This window comes from Pseudidiomarina xizangensis, assembly GCF_052541995.1.
In genome coordinates this window covers 731,852-748,701 of the sequence record NZ_JBOBQA010000001.1, presented here as the reverse complement: position 1 = coordinate 748,701, position 16,850 = coordinate 731,852, and the positions used below count along the sequence as shown (strand labels likewise).

General features: G+C 50.4%; 15 protein-coding genes and 8 tRNA genes. 11 read left to right on the top strand and 12 right to left on the bottom strand.

The features are described 5' to 3' along the window. Positions 1-10: 10 nt before the first annotated feature. Genes ACQ5ES_RS03555 through rsxA form a run of 6 tightly spaced genes read right to left on the bottom strand, consistent with a single transcriptional unit; the run spans position 11 to position 5,132 of the window. Positions 11-697, bottom strand: a complete 687-nt coding sequence (locus ACQ5ES_RS03555) for an electron transport complex subunit E (RefSeq protein ID WP_445014576.1) — start codon at positions 695-697, stop codon at positions 11-13. Beyond that, on the bottom strand, positions 694-1,329 hold the full coding sequence (gene rsxG / locus ACQ5ES_RS03550; protein ID WP_445014575.1) for an electron transport complex subunit RsxG: 636 nt from the start codon (positions 1,327-1,329) through the stop codon (positions 694-696). Before rsxG ends, ACQ5ES_RS03555 begins: the two co-directional genes overlap by 4 nt. Next, positions 1,326-2,384, bottom strand: a complete 1,059-nt coding sequence (rsxD, locus tag ACQ5ES_RS03545) for an electron transport complex subunit RsxD (RefSeq protein WP_445014574.1) — start codon at positions 2,382-2,384, stop codon at positions 1,326-1,328. The genes rsxG and rsxD overlap by 4 nt, the downstream gene beginning before the upstream one ends. Continuing rightward, positions 2,381-3,988: an electron transport complex subunit RsxC gene (gene rsxC, locus ACQ5ES_RS03540; protein ID WP_445014573.1), complete on the bottom strand. Its 1,608-nt coding sequence runs from the start codon at positions 3,986-3,988 to the stop codon at positions 2,381-2,383. The genes rsxD and rsxC overlap by 4 nt, the downstream gene beginning before the upstream one ends. Continuing rightward, a complete protein-coding gene (rsxB, locus tag ACQ5ES_RS03535; RefSeq protein WP_445014572.1) occupies positions 3,988-4,551 on the bottom strand; it encodes an electron transport complex subunit RsxB in 564 nt (187 codons plus the stop codon). Before rsxB ends, rsxC begins: the two co-directional genes overlap by 1 nt. Further along, complete coding sequence (gene rsxA / locus ACQ5ES_RS03530) at positions 4,548-5,132, bottom strand: electron transport complex subunit RsxA (RefSeq protein WP_445014571.1); 585 nt, start codon at positions 5,130-5,132, stop codon at positions 4,548-4,550. Before rsxA ends, rsxB begins: the two co-directional genes overlap by 4 nt. Positions 5,133-5,308: 176 nt before the next feature. On the opposite strand from rsxA, the gene ACQ5ES_RS03525 reads away from it, so the two are divergent. Next, positions 5,309-5,833: a phosphatase PAP2 family protein gene (locus ACQ5ES_RS03525; protein WP_445014570.1), complete on the top strand. Its 525-nt coding sequence runs from the start codon at positions 5,309-5,311 to the stop codon at positions 5,831-5,833. Between the two features lie 13 nt (positions 5,834-5,846). After that, entirely contained in the window at positions 5,847-6,923 is a 1,077-nt protein-coding gene (locus ACQ5ES_RS03520) for a glycosyltransferase family protein (protein ID WP_445014569.1), read from the top strand. Between the two features lies 1 nt (position 6,924). On the opposite strand, the gene ACQ5ES_RS03515 is transcribed toward ACQ5ES_RS03520, so the two are convergent. From ACQ5ES_RS03515 to ACQ5ES_RS03505, 3 genes are all read right to left on the bottom strand, one after another. Next, positions 6,925-7,001: transfer RNA gene (locus ACQ5ES_RS03515), tRNA-Asn, on the bottom strand. Positions 7,002-7,039: 38 nt separating this feature from the next. Then, positions 7,040-7,116: transfer RNA gene (locus tag ACQ5ES_RS03510), tRNA-Asn, on the bottom strand. A 520-nt stretch (positions 7,117-7,636) separates the two neighbouring features. Then, positions 7,637-8,821 carry a pyridoxal phosphate-dependent aminotransferase gene (locus tag ACQ5ES_RS03505; protein WP_445014568.1) on the bottom strand — a complete coding sequence of 395 codons (1,185 nt, stop codon included), beginning with the start codon at positions 8,819-8,821 and terminating at the stop codon, positions 7,637-7,639. Between the two features lie 214 nt (positions 8,822-9,035). On the opposite strand from ACQ5ES_RS03505, the gene ACQ5ES_RS03500 reads away from it, so the two are divergent. The 3 genes from ACQ5ES_RS03500 to ACQ5ES_RS03490 are packed head-to-tail and all read left to right on the top strand — an operon-like array spanning position 9,036 to position 12,909. Further along, entirely contained in the window at positions 9,036-10,394 is a 1,359-nt protein-coding gene (locus ACQ5ES_RS03500) for an MATE family efflux transporter (protein WP_445014567.1), read from the top strand. Continuing rightward, positions 10,394-12,418 carry an excinuclease ABC subunit UvrB gene (gene uvrB / locus ACQ5ES_RS03495; protein WP_445014566.1) on the top strand — a complete coding sequence of 675 codons (2,025 nt, stop codon included), beginning with the start codon at positions 10,394-10,396 and terminating at the stop codon, positions 12,416-12,418. The genes ACQ5ES_RS03500 and uvrB overlap by 1 nt, the downstream gene beginning before the upstream one ends. 2 nt (positions 12,419-12,420) lie before the next feature. Then, positions 12,421-12,909, top strand: a complete 489-nt coding sequence (locus ACQ5ES_RS03490) for a DUF2919 family protein (RefSeq protein ID WP_445014565.1) — start codon at positions 12,421-12,423, stop codon at positions 12,907-12,909. Positions 12,910-12,986: 77 nt separating this feature from the next. Here the strand turns inward: ACQ5ES_RS03490 and ACQ5ES_RS03485 are convergent. After that, positions 12,987-13,062 (bottom strand) — tRNA-Val (locus ACQ5ES_RS03485). A gap of 38 nt (positions 13,063-13,100) precedes the next feature. Then, positions 13,101-13,176 (bottom strand) — tRNA-Val (locus ACQ5ES_RS03480). A gap of 228 nt (positions 13,177-13,404) precedes the next feature. Here ACQ5ES_RS03480 and gltX point away from each other — a divergent pair. The 6 genes from gltX to ACQ5ES_RS03450 all read left to right on the top strand — a co-directional run bounded on the left by gltX (position 13,405) and on the right by ACQ5ES_RS03450 (position 16,150). Further along, positions 13,405-14,817, top strand: a complete 1,413-nt coding sequence (gltX, locus tag ACQ5ES_RS03475; protein ID WP_445014564.1) for a glutamate--tRNA ligase — start codon at positions 13,405-13,407, stop codon at positions 14,815-14,817. A 13-nt stretch (positions 14,818-14,830) separates the two neighbouring features. Further along, positions 14,831-15,460, top strand: coding sequence for a carbonate dehydratase (gene can / locus ACQ5ES_RS03470; RefSeq protein WP_445014563.1), 630 nt, complete (start codon positions 14,831-14,833; stop codon positions 15,458-15,460). A gap of 171 nt (positions 15,461-15,631) precedes the next feature. Continuing rightward, positions 15,632-15,707 (top strand) — tRNA-Ala (locus ACQ5ES_RS03465). A 37-nt stretch (positions 15,708-15,744) separates the two neighbouring features. Further along, positions 15,745-15,820 (top strand) — tRNA-Glu (locus tag ACQ5ES_RS03460). Positions 15,821-15,882: 62 nt separating this feature from the next. Continuing rightward, positions 15,883-15,958: transfer RNA gene (locus ACQ5ES_RS03455), tRNA-Glu, on the top strand. A 116-nt stretch (positions 15,959-16,074) separates the two neighbouring features. Continuing rightward, positions 16,075-16,150 (top strand) — tRNA-Glu (locus ACQ5ES_RS03450). Positions 16,151-16,226: 76 nt separating this feature from the next. On the opposite strand, the gene ACQ5ES_RS03445 is transcribed toward ACQ5ES_RS03450, so the two are convergent. Next, a complete protein-coding gene (locus tag ACQ5ES_RS03445) occupies positions 16,227-16,850 on the bottom strand; it encodes an arylesterase (RefSeq protein WP_445014562.1) in 624 nt (207 codons plus the stop codon).

Sequence of the window (16,850 nt, the reverse complement as noted above, 5' to 3'; positions counted from 1 at the left end):
CGGTAACTGGTTATTGCGCTGTGACGCGAACACGGGTGACTTCTTTCGCCGGTTTGGTGGCACGTTGCTCACGGTAATGATCAATCAGATTCTTAATCGCAATGATAAAGCCCATGGCAATAAATGCGCCAGGCGGTAATATCGCCAGTAACAATGGGTAATCAACCGCAAATAGCTCAATTCTTAGCGCCGCGGCCCAGTCACCGAGCAAAAGTTCGGCGCCATCGAATAAGGTGCCGTTACCAATCACTTCGCGAATACCACCTAGCACGATAAGTACCAGGGTAAAGCCAAGGCCCATCATCAAGCCGTCAAACGCCGAGCGCCGCCAAGGGTTCTTTGAGGCGAAAGCTTCTGCCCGACCTATGATGGCACAGTTGGTAACAATCAGTGGAATAAAGATCCCCAGCGACTGATACAGGCCATACACATAGGCATTCATCAGTAATTGAATCACCGTGACAAAGGTAGCAATGACCATCACAAACACCGGAATACGGATCTCTTTCGGGACCCAGTTGCGCACCAAAGAAACGGTAATATTTGAGCCTATCAGCACCAACAAGGTCGCCAGACCCAAACCAAGCGCGTTAGTGACCGTGGCGGTGACCGCTAATAACGGACACAAGCCAAGCAGTTGTACCAGGGCCGGATTGTTTTCCCAGAGTCCTTGCCAAGTGATGTCTTTGTAGCTCATGACGATTGACCTCCGCAGGCGGTGGTTTGTTGCAGCCACTGATCTTTGTTGCGTTTAAATTTGGAGACGGTGCGCGCGACCGCTTGCACGACAGCGCGTGGGGTAATGGTAGCACCGGTAAACTGATCGAACACCCCACCGTCACGTTGTACTGCCCAACGCTGATCGTCTGAACCATTCACGATCATACCATTAAAACTGGTGATCCAGTCGCTTTTGCGGTGTTCGATTTTGTCGCCCAGTCCCGGTGTTTCCTGATGTTTGAGGGTACGCACCCCGGCAATGGTGTTGTCCCAGTTGATGGCGACCAGCAAGCGAATGCCACCAGAATAACCATTGGGCGCGACCACTTCGACTGCGGCGGCGGTGGGTTTGCCGTTGCGGGTTGCCAGGTACATAGGGGTCGGTGATGCAGCCAGGTCGGTATCGTCAATTAATCGGCAACTCGCATAAAGGTCGTTATCGTGCGCTTGCGCTGGGATCAATTGATTCAGCACTTGCAGTAACTCACGTTGTTGTTCGCGGGCGATTGGCTCGGCGGTGAGGCGGGCGGTCAGCATCACCAACAGGGTAGCGACCACAGCAAAAGCCGCGAGGATGAGTCCGTTACGTTGCATACTGCGGGCAATCATGATTTCTCTCCATGGCCGTAGGCGATGGGTTGGGTGTACTTATCGATCACGGGCACTGTCATGTTGGCCAGCAACACGGCAAAAGCAACGGCGTCAGGATAACCACCCCAGGTACGGATGGCGAACACCAGGAAACCGATGAGTAAGCCGAAATACAGGCGGCCGCGGTTCGAGGTCGCGGCGGTGACCGGATCCGTGGCAATAAAGAAGGCACCGAGCATGGTGGCACCGCTGAACAGGTGCATGACCGGAGATACACTCTGATCAGGACTGAACATCCAGGCCAGGGCAGCTGGAATGGCCAAACCGAGCAACATGCCTACCGGAATGTGCCAGTTAATCACCCGGACTTTCATCAGCACTAAACCACCTAACAGGAACGCGGCGTTAACCCATTGCCAGCCTAAACCGGCAATACTACCGAAAATCGGTTGTTGCAGTGCTTCGTCGATGGTCATTTCGTGATTCAGGGCGGTGCGCAGGCTGTCCAGTGGCGTTGCCATGGTCATACCATCGGCGCCCATGCGCAATTGCTCCAAATCGTAACCACTGGGGGTGTAGCCGGTGAAAATAAGTACCGCGCTGTCGAGGAAGCTCAGATCAATCTGGCTCAGTTGGACCGGCAGCGGCCAGCTGGTCATTTGTACCGGGAAACTGATCAGCAGCACCACGTAACCGGCCATGGCGGGATTAAAGATGTTCTGTCCGACGCCGCCGTAAACATGTTTGACAATAATGATGGAGAACGCCGTACCTATGACAATAATCCACCAGGGGGCGAAACCGGGAATACTGATGCCCAGTAAAATTGCAGTGACCAGTGCGGTATGATCGCGCCAGGCGGATTCCAGCGGGCGACCGCGCAATTTCATGCACAGTGCTTCCGCGACCCAGGAGGTGACAACAGCCAAGCCTAATTGCCAAATCACGCCCCAGCCGAAAAAGTAGATCAGTGTCAGTAAGCCCGGCACCAAGGCAAGGTAAACCCAACGCATGACCTGTTGCGTGGTGCGGCGTTGATGACTGTGCGGCGACGCAGCGAGTTTAAAGGTCATGAGTTGTCCTCTTTCGATGACGGTTGCTCAGCGGCAGCTTTTTGTTGTGCGGCTTTTCGTGCTTTGGCACGGGCGATGGCGGCTTGGACCGCGTCCTGTGGATTGTCACCGCCAGCGTTCACTTGTTCTTGCTGCGCTTTTTTGCGTGCTTCGGCAGCTTTGCGATGGCGTTCCTGACGTTCTTCTTTTTCGCGCTCTAAGCGTTCGTTACGCGCTTCAAAACGTTCACGGGCAATTTCAGCTTTGGCTTTTTCGCGCGCGATATTACGGATCTCGGCTTTAGCCTTACGATAGTAATGCACCAAGGGAATTTCACTTGGGCATACATAAGCACAAGCACCGCATTCAATACAATCGAACAGGTTGTGCTGTTCCAGGCCGTCATAATCTTTGGCTTTGGCCAACCATTGCAACTGTTGTGGCAATAATTGGGCAGGGCAGACATCAGCACAGGCGCCGCAGCGGATACAAGGCATTTCCTGTTGCGCTGGAGCTAACTCGACGGTACTCGGTACCAGTAAGCAGTTACTAATTTTGACAACAGGTACATCGACGTCAGGTAGCGTGAAGCCCATCATTGGCCCACCCATAATAATGCGCTGTTGGTTATCCTGAGCCTGAAAACCAGTTTGCTGCAGCACATGGGCTACCGGAGTACCAATACGTACCCAATAGTTCGCTGGTTTGGCAATGGCTTCACCGGTTACCGTGACGACCCGTTCGGTAAGGGCCTCACCATAACGAATGGCGCGACTCACGGCATAAGCGGTACCGACGTTTTGCATGATCAGGCCGATATCAATAGGTAAACCACGGCTTGGCACCTGGCGCCCGGTTAATAATTGAATCAGCTGCTTTTCGCCCCCAGAAGGGTATTTGGTTGGCACCACCCGGAGACTAAAGTGCGGGTGCTGTTGCAGAACTTTGCGCATCGCCGCGATGGCTTCGGGTTTATTATCTTCAATCGCGACCAAACCCTTGTTGCAACCGGCGAGGTGCAACAGAATTTCCGCACCGTCGATGATGCTCTCAGCGTGCTCGCGCATAAGCCGATCGTCGGCACTAATGTAGGGTTCACACTCGACACCGTTAATAATCAGGTAATCAATGGGCCGTTGCAAGGCCAGTTTCTGTGCCGTTGGGAAGCCTGCGCCACCTAATCCGGCAATACCGGCCAGACGAATAGTATCAAGCAGCTCGGCACGGGACACCTGAGTGTAGTCGCTCAAGCCTTGTTGTGGGACGTTTTCGTCTTCGCCATCGGCACGGATACGGATGACGATATCGGCCATGCCCGACGGATGAGCGATGCGCCCGGGACCTATCGCAGTAATGGTGCCAGAAGTTGGCGCATGCACTGGCAAGCCCTGACCAGTCATTGATTGGGTTAAAGGCTGGCCGCGTAATACGCGCTCGCCCACTGCAACACAGATCTCACCCGGAGCGCCGGTATGTTGTTTGATCGGCACCACATAAGTCGCAGCCAACGCTAATTGACCAATGGGCGACTGATTAGACAGTTCTTTTCGTTCCGGTGGGTGAATGCCACCTGGGAAGGACCAAATTTTGCCGGTTTCGATAGCCTTTTTGGCTGCTGCGGACATCAGGACTTCGCCTCCACAATTTGTACTGGAATTTTTTCCAGATCCCACTGCCAATTATCGGGTCGCGTTGGCACCGGTAGCATATCGATACAATCGACGGGGCAAGGTTCGACACAAAGATCACAGCCCGTGCACTCATGCGCAATCACGGTATGCATTTGTTTTGCTGCGCCCAAAATAGCATCTACGGGACAGGCCTGAATACACTTAGTGCAGCCGATACATTCGTCTTCACGAATGACCGCAACTTTTTTCACGTCTTCAGTACCGTGCGCAGAATCGAGCGGTTTCGCTTCGACGCCCATTAAATCGGCCAGCCCCTTAATGGTCGCTTCGCCGCCCGGTGGGCATTTATTGATGTCGTCGCCGTTGGCGATAGCTTCGGCGTAAGGACGGCAGCCGGGATAACCGCATTGACCACACTGGGTTTGCGGTAACAAGGCGTCAATTTGTTCGACAATGGGATCGCTTTCCACCCGGAAGCGTACCGCGGCGAAGCCGAGTACTAAGCCAAATATCAGCGCCAGTACGCCAATAGCTATTAGCGCAGTAATAATACTCATGAAAGGGTTACCAAGCCGCTAAAGCCCATAAAGGCCAGCGACATTAAGCCTGCAGTGATCATGCCAACGGCCGCGCCTTTGAAGGGTAAAGGCACGTCGGCGGCGGCCAGGCGCTCACGCAAGGCGGAGAATAAAATGAGCACGAGTGAGAAACCGATTGCCGCACCGAAGCCGTAAATAATCGATTCGATGAAGTTATGCTGTTCGTTGATGTTTAGCAATGCTACACCCAGCACCGCACAGTTGGTGGTGATTAACGGCAAGAAAATACCAAGCAACCGATACAAGGTCGGGCTGGTTTTGTGCACCACCATTTCGGTGAACTGCACCACTACGGCTATGACTAGAATAAAGCTTAAGGTTTGCAGGGCGAGCAGGTCGAAGGGCGCCAATAAATAATGATTGACCAGGTAGCTACAGACCGAGGCCAAGGTCAGCACAAATGTCGTTGCCGCAGACATACCGATGGCGGTTTCTAGCTTGTTGGAGACCCCCATGAAGGGGCACAAACCGAGAAACTTCACCAACACAAAGTTGTTGACTAGTACTGTCGCTACCAGCAGTAGCAAATACTCACCCATTTCAATCGCCCGAATCAGCTATTAAATCTTACGTATTATCGAATGTTTAGCGCTATGAAACAACCGACAGACTGTAGTGTTATTGAACTTTGTCACGGAATCTTCATGGCGTTGTAGCAAAACCGCCATTTAGCCAGCGTAAATTGGCGGCAACAACAGGAACAAAGGAGCCTGTTATGGTTCGCTGGTTAGCTACTTTGAGTCGTTATGACCAACAATGGTTTTGTTGGTGTTCGCAACGGTCGCAAGGCTTTCAGCAACAAGGCTGGATACGGTTGTTGTCACGCACGGGTGACGGCTACTGCTACGCCCTTATCGCAGTCGTTTTAAGTTCTAGTCATACTGAGTCTGCGAACGCGCTCGCTTTGACCTTAGCGGCCGGCTTCAGCCTTGAAGTACCGTTGTTTATTTTAATTAAACGTTGGCTCAAACGGCCTCGCCCATACCAAACCTTATCGATTACCGCGGTGATACGCGCCCACGACCAATTTAGTTTTCCGTCGGGGCATACCACGGCGGCATTTTTATTTGCTGGTATCGCAAGTAGCTTCTATCCCGCATGGACTCCGCTGTGGATGACTTGGGCCACTGGCATTGGACTTTCCCGTATTTTACTTGGTGTGCATTACCCCGGGGATATTCTCGCTGGGGCACTACTTGGCAGCACCTTAGCCTTCATGGCCTTGCAATTGGTAGGTTAACAGGAGTTTCTCAATGCGTATATTAATTGGTATTCAAGGGACTGGAAATGGTCATTTAAGTCGCTGTACGGCGTTAGCCGAAGCTTTGCAGCAGTATCCCTCAGTGCAGGTCGATTATCTGGTATCGGGACGCGCACGCGAGCATTTTTTTGATATGGAAGCGTTCCCAGGCTGGCAATGGCGCAAAGGATTATCTTTTGCGGTCGAGCATGGTCAGATTAATGTGCGTAAAACTCTTGCACAGAACGACTGGAAGCAATTTTGGCGTGATGTGAAAGAATTGGATTTAGCTGCTTATGATTTAGTGGTTACTGATTATGAGCCGGTTGTTGCCTGGGCGGCGCGACGCCAAGGTAAGCGTTGTATTGGTATCGGGCGGCAATATGCGTTTTACAAGCCGACTCAGAGCTTGCAGTTACCCTGGTGCTATCAACAATTGATCCGTTGGTTTGCACCAGCGACAGAAGTGGTCGGCATGCACTGGGTGCCTGACGGAAGCCATATCTTGCCACCGATCGTGCATCACCGCGCAGTTGCAGAGCAAATTGAGGCGGATCGCTACCTGGTCTATTTACCCTTTGAATCTTTGTTGGGTGTCCATCGGTTGTTGGCCCAATTCCCGCAGTACAGTTTCAGTGTGTTTCATCCTGATGCCAAACGTCAACGGATTGCCGGTATCGACTATTATCCGCCGTCCAGACAACGCTTTGCTGAGCATTTTGTTAAGGCAGAGGGGGTGATTAGCAATGCTGGCTTTGAAACCAGCTGTGAAGCGCTGGCGTACGGTAAAAAGCTATTAGTCAGGCCGCTGGCAGGGCAATTTGAACAGCTGGCCAATGCTCGGTGTCTGGCGGAACTAGGATTAGCGAGCCAACTTAGTGAAATTACCCCAAATGGTCTCGCCGATTGGTTCGCGAGCAGCAAGCGTAAACAATGTTTCTGGCCCGATGTTGGCGCGGAAATTGCGGCGTGGCTGGTCGCTGGCGCAGAGACGTCGGTGGCAGAGTTAAGTCGTCGCTTATGGCGCCAGGCTGACCAAAGTGATTATCGGGATTTATTACGAAGTGATTTGCGTTTGCAGCGAAGCTAAGTGGCTCCCCAGGTTGGATTCGAACCAACGACACATGGATTAACAGTCCACCGCTCTAACCAACTGAGCTACTGGGGAATCGCAAGGGTATAGGTGTTGCTAATGATGATGAGAGTTGGCTCCCCAGGTTGGATTCGAACCAACGACACATGGATTAACAGTCCACCGCTCTAACCAACTGAGCTACTGGGGAACTCATCTAACAACGGGAGCGAATGTTAAAGGTGCCTGCGCGGCCTGTCAATAGCAAAAATGCGCGTTTGCGCGTTTTCTGTTCAGGGCTGCAAGAAATAGTTTTTGTCAAGTCGCCGAAAAACGGTTGACTATAACATAAAGCATAATGCGCAATCGTTGTCGGTTATCCACAGCGAGGGCAAAGGCACGCCAGTTATGGGCTTGCAGATCTTATCCACTAAATCTGTGGATAACCTTGTGGGCAGATATGTGAGAAGCCTTAAATTACGCTGGATTGCGGGCGATTTAGAAATTGATTAAAAAGTGAGTTTATAAAAATAAATCGTTTAAAAACAACAAGATGATGTAAGCTGTTGATCTTACCTAAAATTATTATTTGAATTATTTTTGGCTGTACAACGAATCATCGCAAGTTGTGCATTTCTTCATTCATCTGATGAATTTTTGGCACAAAAAATGCCCCAAAACCGTTAAGCATGGGGCGTTTTATAAATTATGTTGCTGCGAGAATGACTTATCTAATTGTTAGCAAAAGCTGTAATACGTGCTACTGCTTCTTTGAGTGTGTCCATATCGGTTGCGAAGGACAGTCGGCAATGCGCTGGCGCGCCAAAGGCTGAGCCAGGCACCAAAGCCACTTTATTCTCTTTCAGTAAGGCTTCACACCACTCAACATCGGAAGTTAAGCCTTTGTCTGCCATCATTGCTTCGATATTGGCAAAGGTATAGAAGGTGCCATCGCCTTCAATGCAACGCATACCCGGTACATCATTAAGTGCTGCAACCAAATAGTCGTGACGTTTTTTGAATTCGCTAACCATGTGACCGATACAGCTTTGGTCTCCGTTTAGCGCTTCTAAAGCGGCATATTGGCTAATGCTGGCCGGATTAGATGTACTTTGTGATTGCATCTTTTTCATTGCTGCGATGATGGGTTTAGGTCCAGCTGCATATCCGATACGCCAGCCGGTCATGGCATACGCTTTAGATACCCCAGAGAGTAATACAATACGATCCCGCAAATCCGGTGCTGCCATGGCGATATTGGCAAACGGGAAGTCGGCCCAAAGAATATGTTCGTACATATCATCGCTGGCAATCAAGATTTGTGGGTGCTCGCGCAATACGTCGGCCAGCGCTGCAAGTTCCGCTTTGGTGTATGCGGTACCGGTGGGGTTCGATGGACTATTGAGGAACAACAAGCGGGTTTTCGAGGTAATCGCTGCGGCCAGTTGCTCAGGGGTGATTTTGTAGCGCTGCCCGATACCGGCATTGATAAATTTCGGTTCGGCGCCCACCAGTTTGGCCATATCTGGGTAAGAAACCCAATAAGGCGCTGGAACTAAAACTTCGTCGCCGGGATTCAACCAGGCACTTAGCAGATTAAAGATGCTGTGCTTACCACCCGCCGAGATTAAGATTTCTGGCAGTTCGTAAGTAAGCTGGTTGTCGCGCTCGAATTTGTTGATGACAGCTTGTTTGAGTTGGACGATACCATCAACCGCAGTGTATTTCGTATGACCCGCATCTATAGCAGCTTTGGCCGCTGTTTTGATGAACTCTGGTGTATCAAAGTCCGGCTCACCAACGCCCAGACCAATGACATCATGGCCTGCTGCTTTTAACTCGGCGGCTTTTTGCGACACGGCCAGCGTAGGAGAAGGTTGAATTGCGTTGATGCGATCGGATAATGGGTAGTTCACGGCACGTTCCTGTGGGTCTAAATGAAGGCTTTTACTATATGATCCTGAACTGTTTTTGTCCATAATTGGGAGCTGTATCAGGGCATTCTTTTATACGCTACATGGCGTCAAAGGGGTAAATCCGTTACACTAGCTGACTTCGTATAGGTATGACATTAGCTCTGACATTTATGTTGGAATCTAACTCGTAATCAATGGTGTAATGGGACTCTGAATGGCCTCAGCAGTATCGGCAAAATCACTTACCAATGACCCAATTCCGGCGACGCTCTGGCAGATGACCTGGCCGGTGATTATAGGTGTTTTGACGCTGATCAGCTTTAACGTTGTCGATACCTTTTTTGTTGGCTTGTTGGGTACTGATCCATTGGCGGCAGTGAGCTTTACTTTTCCGGTGACGTTTAGTCTTGTTAGCTTGGCGATAGGCTTGGGTATCGGAACCTCAGCAATTTTAGCGCGTAAGCGCGGGGCGGGTAATGTTGATCATGCGCGTTTTGATGGTGTTATTGCCTTAACAGTTTCTGCTTTACTGGTTGCTGCGTTGTCGTTATTGGGTTATTTGCTCATGGACCCGATATTTGCCGCGTTACAAGCGCAAGAGCGGTTATTACCGTTGATTCATGACTACATGATCCTTTGGTTTGCTGGCGCAACCTTGTTAGTGATTCCGATGGTCGGCAACGCGGTTTTGCGCTCGTCCGGTGATACCCGTACCCCGTCTATCATCATGGCTTCTGGTGGCTTACTTAACGCTATATTCGATCCAATTTTTATTTTTGGCCTCGGTCCTATCCCGGCGATGGGGGTACAAGGCGCAGCACTTGCCAGTGTATTGAGTTGGACGATTGGTACGGTGTTGGTGCTGTGGTACCTGTATTACAAGGGGTTGATTAGCTTTAAAGTGCCGGAGCATGCCCACCCAGTTACCTCAGCACGGCAAATCCTTAGTATTGGGTTACCGGCGGCAGGAGCTAATATGCTGACCCCCTTAGCGATGGCGGTGATGACTGCCATTATCGCCGCCTACGGCGCTCCTGCCGTGGCAGCTTTTGGCGTCGGTTCGCGGTTAGAATCCCTGGCCAGCGTGATTATTTTAGCATTATCAATGAGTCTACCGCCGCTGATTAGCCAAAATCTTGGTGCGATGAAACACGCCCGTGTACGGGAAGCATACATTACCGCGTTGCGCAGTGTGATCGTGGTGCAGGCGGCGATTTATTTAATTCTGGTGGTCGGGGCACCTTACATTGCTGAGGTGTTTACCGATGATGCTGAGGTGGCGCGACTGATCCGCTTGTTTATTTATATCATGCCGCTGGGTTATGGCATGCAGGGCATTATCATTTTGACCAACTCAAGCTTTAATGCCATGCACGAACCTATGTCGGCGTTAGCGCTAAGTATTGTGCGGTTATTCGTGTTGTTTGTACCCCTTAGCTACATGGGCTCATTACTAGCTGATATTCCGGGCTTATTCATTGGTGGAGTGGTCGCCAATTTCATAACCGCTGGTATTGCCTGGCAATGGTTTCAGCGCGGCCTGCGTAAACAACGAAACGAGGAGGTTGCTTAATGGCACGTTCGTTCGAATTAGTCTCTGAGTATCAACCGGCCGGCGATCAGCCCGAGGCCATTGAAAGCTTAGTCGACAATCTTGAAGCAGGCCTGGCGCATCAAACCTTGCTGGGAGTCACCGGCTCGGGTAAGACCTTTACCATGGCCAATGTCATTGAAAAGGTACAACGGCCAACGCTAATTCTGGCGCACAACAAAACTCTCGCTGCGCAGTTGTATGGTGAGATGAAAGAGTTTTTTCCCAACAATGCGGTCGAGTATTTCGTTTCTTATTACGATTATTATCAGCCAGAAGCTTATGTGCCGACCACGGATACCTTTATTGAAAAAGATGCTTCAATAAACGATCACATTGAACAAATGCGACTGTCAGCGACTAAAGCTCTGATGGAACGTCGCGACGTTATTCTAGTCGCCTCAGTGTCCTGTATTTACGGTTTGGGCGACCCTGAATCCTACATGAAAATGATGCTCCACTTGCGGCGTGGGGACATTATTGATCAACGCGATGTTTTGCGCCGTCTGGCGCAACTGCAATACAAACGCAATGACGCAGCATTTGAACGTGGTACCTATCGGGTCCGCGGCGAGGTTATTGATATATTTCCCGCAGAATCGGAAGAAATGGCGGTACGACTTGAATTATTTGACGACGAGATCGATCGCATCAGTTTTTTCGAGCCACTGACGGGGCAGGTGACCCAAGCCGATGTCGCGCGCGCGACGATTTATCCGAAAACGCACTATGTAACGCCACGCGAAACCATTTTAAATGCCATTGAACAAATCAAAGAAGAGCTGAAAGATCGCAAGCAAGAGCTGCTTGATGCCAATAAGTTGATTGAAGAGCAGCGGGTTTCTCAGCGCACCCAGTACGATATCGAAATGATGCTGGAGTTGGGTTATTGCTCGGGCATTGAAAACTATTCACGTTACTTGTCCGGTCGCGCACCGGGCGAGCCACCGCCAACCTTATTGGATTATTTGCCGGATGATGCCTTGTTGATTATTGATGAATCACACGTCACGGTTTCGCAAGTGGGGGCCATGTATAAAGGTGACCGCTCACGCAAAGAAAATTTGGTGAATTACGGTTTCCGTTTGCCTTCCGCGCTGGATAATCGGCCGTTGAAGTTTGCTGAGTTTGAGTCAATTGCTCCGCAAACCATTTATGTCTCGGCAACACCGGGCAAGTATGAAATTGAGAAATCTGCAGGCGAAGTCATTGAGCAGGTAGTGCGACCAACGGGACTTATCGATCCCATGATCGAAGTGCGTCCGGTGGCCACTCAGGTGGATGATTTGATGTCGGAAATACGGATTCGGGTCGAGCGAAAAGAACGCGTGTTGGCGACCACCTTGACCAAGAAAATGTCAGAGGACCTCAGCGATTATCTCGATGAACATGGTATTAAAGTGCGTTACCTGCACTCAGACATCGACACCGTAGAGCGAATGGAGATCATTCGTGACTTACGCTTGGGTGAATTCGATGTGTTGGTCGGTATCAATCTGCTGCGGGAAGGTCTGGATATGCCAGAGGTCAGTTTGGTGGCGATTCTGGATGCCGATAAAGAGGGCTTTTTACGCTCCGATCGCGCCTTGATTCAGACTATTGGTCGGGCCGCACGCAATGTCAACGGTCGCGCAATATTGTATGGTGATAAAATTACCGGCTCGATGCAGCGTGCCATTGATGAAACCGATCGCCGCCGGGCTAAGCAGGTCGCTTATAACGAAGAACATGGAATTACGCCGCAAGGGCTGACCAAACGTGTGACTGATGTCATGGACTTAGGTGGTGCCAGAAAACGTCGTAAGAGCCATGACGAGCGTCGTGCGGTGGCCGAAGCAGAAGAGAAGTACAATGTGAACTTAAACGATCCGGTGGCGTTGATGAAGGTATTAGAGCGCACCGAAAAAGAAATGTATCAGGCGGCGAAAGACCTCGAGTTTGAAAAAGCAACACAACTGCGTGACGACGTGGGGAATTTGCGTGAACGACTGAAGCATATAGGTTAGTTATGCAGCTGCGACTTGGTGATGAACGTTATTTGACAGCTGATGGCCAGCTGCGTACGCCGTTGGCGCTGCTCTTTGTGTTGGCGCTTTTTCTGCGTGGTTACTTAGCCTGGATCATCTCGCTGACATTCAGTGAAGATCGTTCACGTTTGTTGCAGTTCTTTTATTCTAATACGGAACAGTTTGTGCTGACATTAAGTGTTGGCTTACCAGCGCTAGCTGTGGTGGTGATGCTGACGCAGATGAAAGCCGAAATGCCGGGTTGGGTGACCAGGTTTGCGCGGATCGCGCCTTGGTTGCTGTGGCTGAGCTGGATTGCCGATGGCGTGTTGCTGATCAGTTTGGTAGCTGCAAATTGGCCGCACTTTGCTTTTGTTAAAGCGCTGATTATTTTTTCGTGGCTGATTGCGTTCTGGTTGCTGCTGTATTCGCGTCATTTGAAACGCTTCTTCCAGTTATTAGCAAGTGAAGAAGAAAGCGGAGACGACTAGCTTAGCGCAGTGAGTTCCATTGCGGAACCGGCTAGTTTCCCCGTAGTAAAACTACGGGCTACCAAACACTTGGGAAGTGGTGGATGGTACTGGGCTCGAACCAGTGACCCTCGCCTTGTAAGGGCGATGCTCTCCCAGCTGAGCTAACCATCCATCTGGGTGTTCTTGCAACATTTCAGAGAGGAGTAGAGTGGTGGATGGTACTGGGCTCGAACCAGTGACCCTCGCCTTGTAAGGGCGATGCTCTCCCAACTGAGCTAACCATCCGTTTTCTCTGCGTTGCGGGGCGGTATTATAGGGAGCTACGCTGCCCTGTCAATAAAAAATATCACCCTTAGGTACTGACTGCTGCCTTTTTACCCGATTCGTTAACGATTTCTTGAGTATTCCTCGGGTAATAAAGCGATATTCACCAAAACCAGTGATGCGAGTCCGCGCGGTTATTGGTAAACTACGCTGCAAAATAACCCGAATGATGCGGAGAATGCAACTATTATGACGGTAGTCACTCGATTTGCCCCTAGTCCAACTGGATACCTACATGTCGGCGGCGCACGCACGGCACTTTATTCCTGGCTTGTTGCGAAAGCTGCAGATGGGAAGTTCGTATTACGTATTGAAGATACTGACCGCGAACGTTCTACGCAGCCAGCGATCGATGCCATCCTGGAAGGTATGGAATGGTTAGGATTAACTTGGGACGAAGGTCCGCACTACCAAACCAAACGCTTTGATCGTTACACGCACTTTATTGACAAGCTAATCGACGAAGATAAAGCTTATAAGTGTTACTGTTCGGCTGAACGCCTGGAAAAAATGCGTGAAGAACAAATGGAGCTGGGCGAAAAACCGCGCTACGACGGTCACTGTCGTGATAACCCGAACGTTAGCGGTGATCGTTATGTGATTCGTTTCCGCAATCCGCAAACCGGCTCGGTCAAGTTTAACGACCATATTCGAGGGGCAATTGAATTTGCCAATACCGAACTTGATGATTTGATCATCTCGCGTAGCGACGGTACGCCGACGTACAACTTCTGCGTGGTGATCGACGATTGGGAAATGGACATCACCCACGTGGTGCGTGGCGAAGACCATATTAATAACACGCCGCGGCAGATTAATATTTTGCAAGCCCTTGGTGCGCCGGTGCCTGAGTATGCTCATGTATCGATGATTCTTGGTGATGATGGCAAGAAGCTATCGAAACGTCATGGTGCAGTTAGTGTTATGCAATACCGCGATGATGGCTACCTGCCGCAAGCGGTGCTGAACTATCTGGTGCGTTTAGGCTGGTCGCATGGCGATCAGGAAATTTTTAGCGTAGACGAGATGATTAAGTATTTCCGTTTAGATGACGTGAATAAAGCCGCGTCTGCCTTTAATACGGAAAAATTAAACTGGCTTAATCAACATTACATGAAAGCGTTGCCAGTTGGCGAAGTCGCCGAGCACTTACAATGGCACTTCAGTGATCAGGCTATTGATGTGAGCAAAGGACCAGCGCTTGAAAAAATTATTCCGTTGTTAGCTGATCGGGTGAAAACGCTCAAAGAAATGGCTACTTCAGCGCGTTATTTCTATGAAGAGTTTGAAGCTTTTGATGAAGCAGCCGCGAAGAAACACCTGCGCCCGGTAGCGCGCGAAGCACTTGAAGCGGTGAAGGATCGCTTGGTCAGCGTTAGCGACTGGAATGCTGCGAACATTCAAGCTGTGATTCAGGCAACCGCTGATGATCTTGGCGTAGGAATGGGCAAAGTCGGCATGCCGTTACGGGTAGCTGCAACCGGTTCTGGTAATTCACCGTCGCTTGATGTGACTTTAGAACTACTCGACCAAGATCAGGTAATAGGACGTATTGCCCGCGCAATTTCGTTTATTAGCGAGCGTGAACAAGCACAACAATAGGATCGCCAGAACCATGCCGAAAATTCGACAGTTACTTGCGAATAACAAAGAGTGGGCGCAGCGTCAGCTTGAGTTGGACCCTGATTTTTTTACCAATTTGGTAAATCAGCAAACGCCGGAGTATCTTTGGATTGGCTGTTCTGATAGTCGTGTACCGGCTAATCAGGTGGTCGATATGGCTCCGGGTGAGCTATTTGTTCACCGCAACGTGGCCAACCAAGTGATTCAGACCGACTTCAACTGCTTGTCCGTAGTGCAGTACGCAGTAGATGCACTGAAAGTGAAACACATTCTGGTGGTTGGGCATTACGGTTGTGGTGGCGTGCGTGCTGCTACAGAGAGCTGCTCACACGGGCTGGTTGATCATTGGTTGTATCCGATTAAAGATATTTACCGTGAACACCATGTTGAACTAGAAGGGCTCGATGACACGGCGCGTGTCGATCGTTTATGCGAATTAAACGTCATCGAGCAAGTCCGCAATCTGGCGAAAACCACCATTGTGCAAAGCGCCTGGGATCGTGGTCAGGAGCTGGCGATTCACGGTTGGGTTTACAGCCTGGAAGATGGCTTGGTGCGCGATATGGATGTTACCGTACGTGATCGCGCATCCCTGGAACAGATTTATCACTTCGAAGATTAACTTAAATGTTGCGCGTCGATTTTTTTATGCGCGCAATTTTGGCGTGATTTGGCGAGCTTTTGCACGAACTGCCTAAAAATGGAGCGAACGCTTCGTTTTGCCAAAAAAAAGGTTGACGGTGAGGCCGCTATTACCATAGAATTCGCCCCGCTGTCAGGGTACTGAAGTAGTGGGGCTATAGCTCAGCTGGGAGAGCGCTTGCATGGCATGCAAGAGGTCAGCGGTTCGATCCCGCTTAGCTCCACCAAAGCACTTCAGCACTCGTTTTGCAAAGTAAGATATGCGTCCCCTTCGTCTAGAGGCCTAGGACACTGCCCTTTCACGGCGGCAACAGGGGTTCGAATCCCCTAGGGGACGCCAACTTACGTAGCTCGTAGTTCTACTACGGGGAATTTGCCGAAATACAGTTTTACCAGTCCGGGGTCCCCTTCGTCTAGAGGCCTAGGACACCGCCCTTTCACGGCGGCGACAGGGGTTCGAATCCCCTAGGGGACGCCACATATTTAAAAACGTTGTTCGCTATTGGATCTACCAGTAGCCCGTAGTTCTACTACGGGGGAAACTAACGTTACGCACTATGGCTTGTGCAATACGCAAAAGCCAGCAAGTCCAGGGTCCCCTTCGTCTAGAGGCCTAGGACACCGCCCTTTCACGGCGGCGACAGGGGTTCGAATCCCCTAGGGGACGCCACATATTCAAAAACGTTGTTCGCTATTGGATGTTCGCTGCTGGTTTAAACAAACAGCAAACAGCTAACATCGTTTTTTCATTTCCTGCGTACTAATTCCAGTAGATGCGGCTCCATGATGTCAGCGATATCATCTTGCGCGTCTTCATTTGGGTGTATGCCATCGTTCTGCATCAATTCCGGGCTCAGTGCAATTTGCTCCATAAAGAAGGGTACTAACAGGGTATCGGTCGATGTTGTCAGGTCTGGGAAGATATCGGCAAACATGTCGCTGTAGCGCCGGCCGTAGTTCGGCGGAATTCTTATCTGACTCACCGCAACTTTAATATTCTCGTCTTGCAACCGATTGATGATTTGTAACAAATTAGCTCTGATCGTAATTGGCGTGAAGCCGCGTAAACCATCATTACCACCTAGCTCGACGAATACCGCATCGGGTTGATGAGTTTTGATAATGCCGTCGAGACGGTTTAAGGCGCCCTGAGTGGTGTCACCGCTGATGCTAGCGTTAATGAGCTCGATCGACGGGTGGGTTTGTCGCCAGCGTTGCTGCAGTACGCCAACCCATGACTGTTGTTGCGACATGCCGTAACCGGCACTTAAGCTATCGCCTAAAACGACCAGTGAGACATTTCCGTAAACTGGACGTATAAGTACTAATAATGCGACGATAAATCCAAATTTTATTAGGAAATTTTTCAT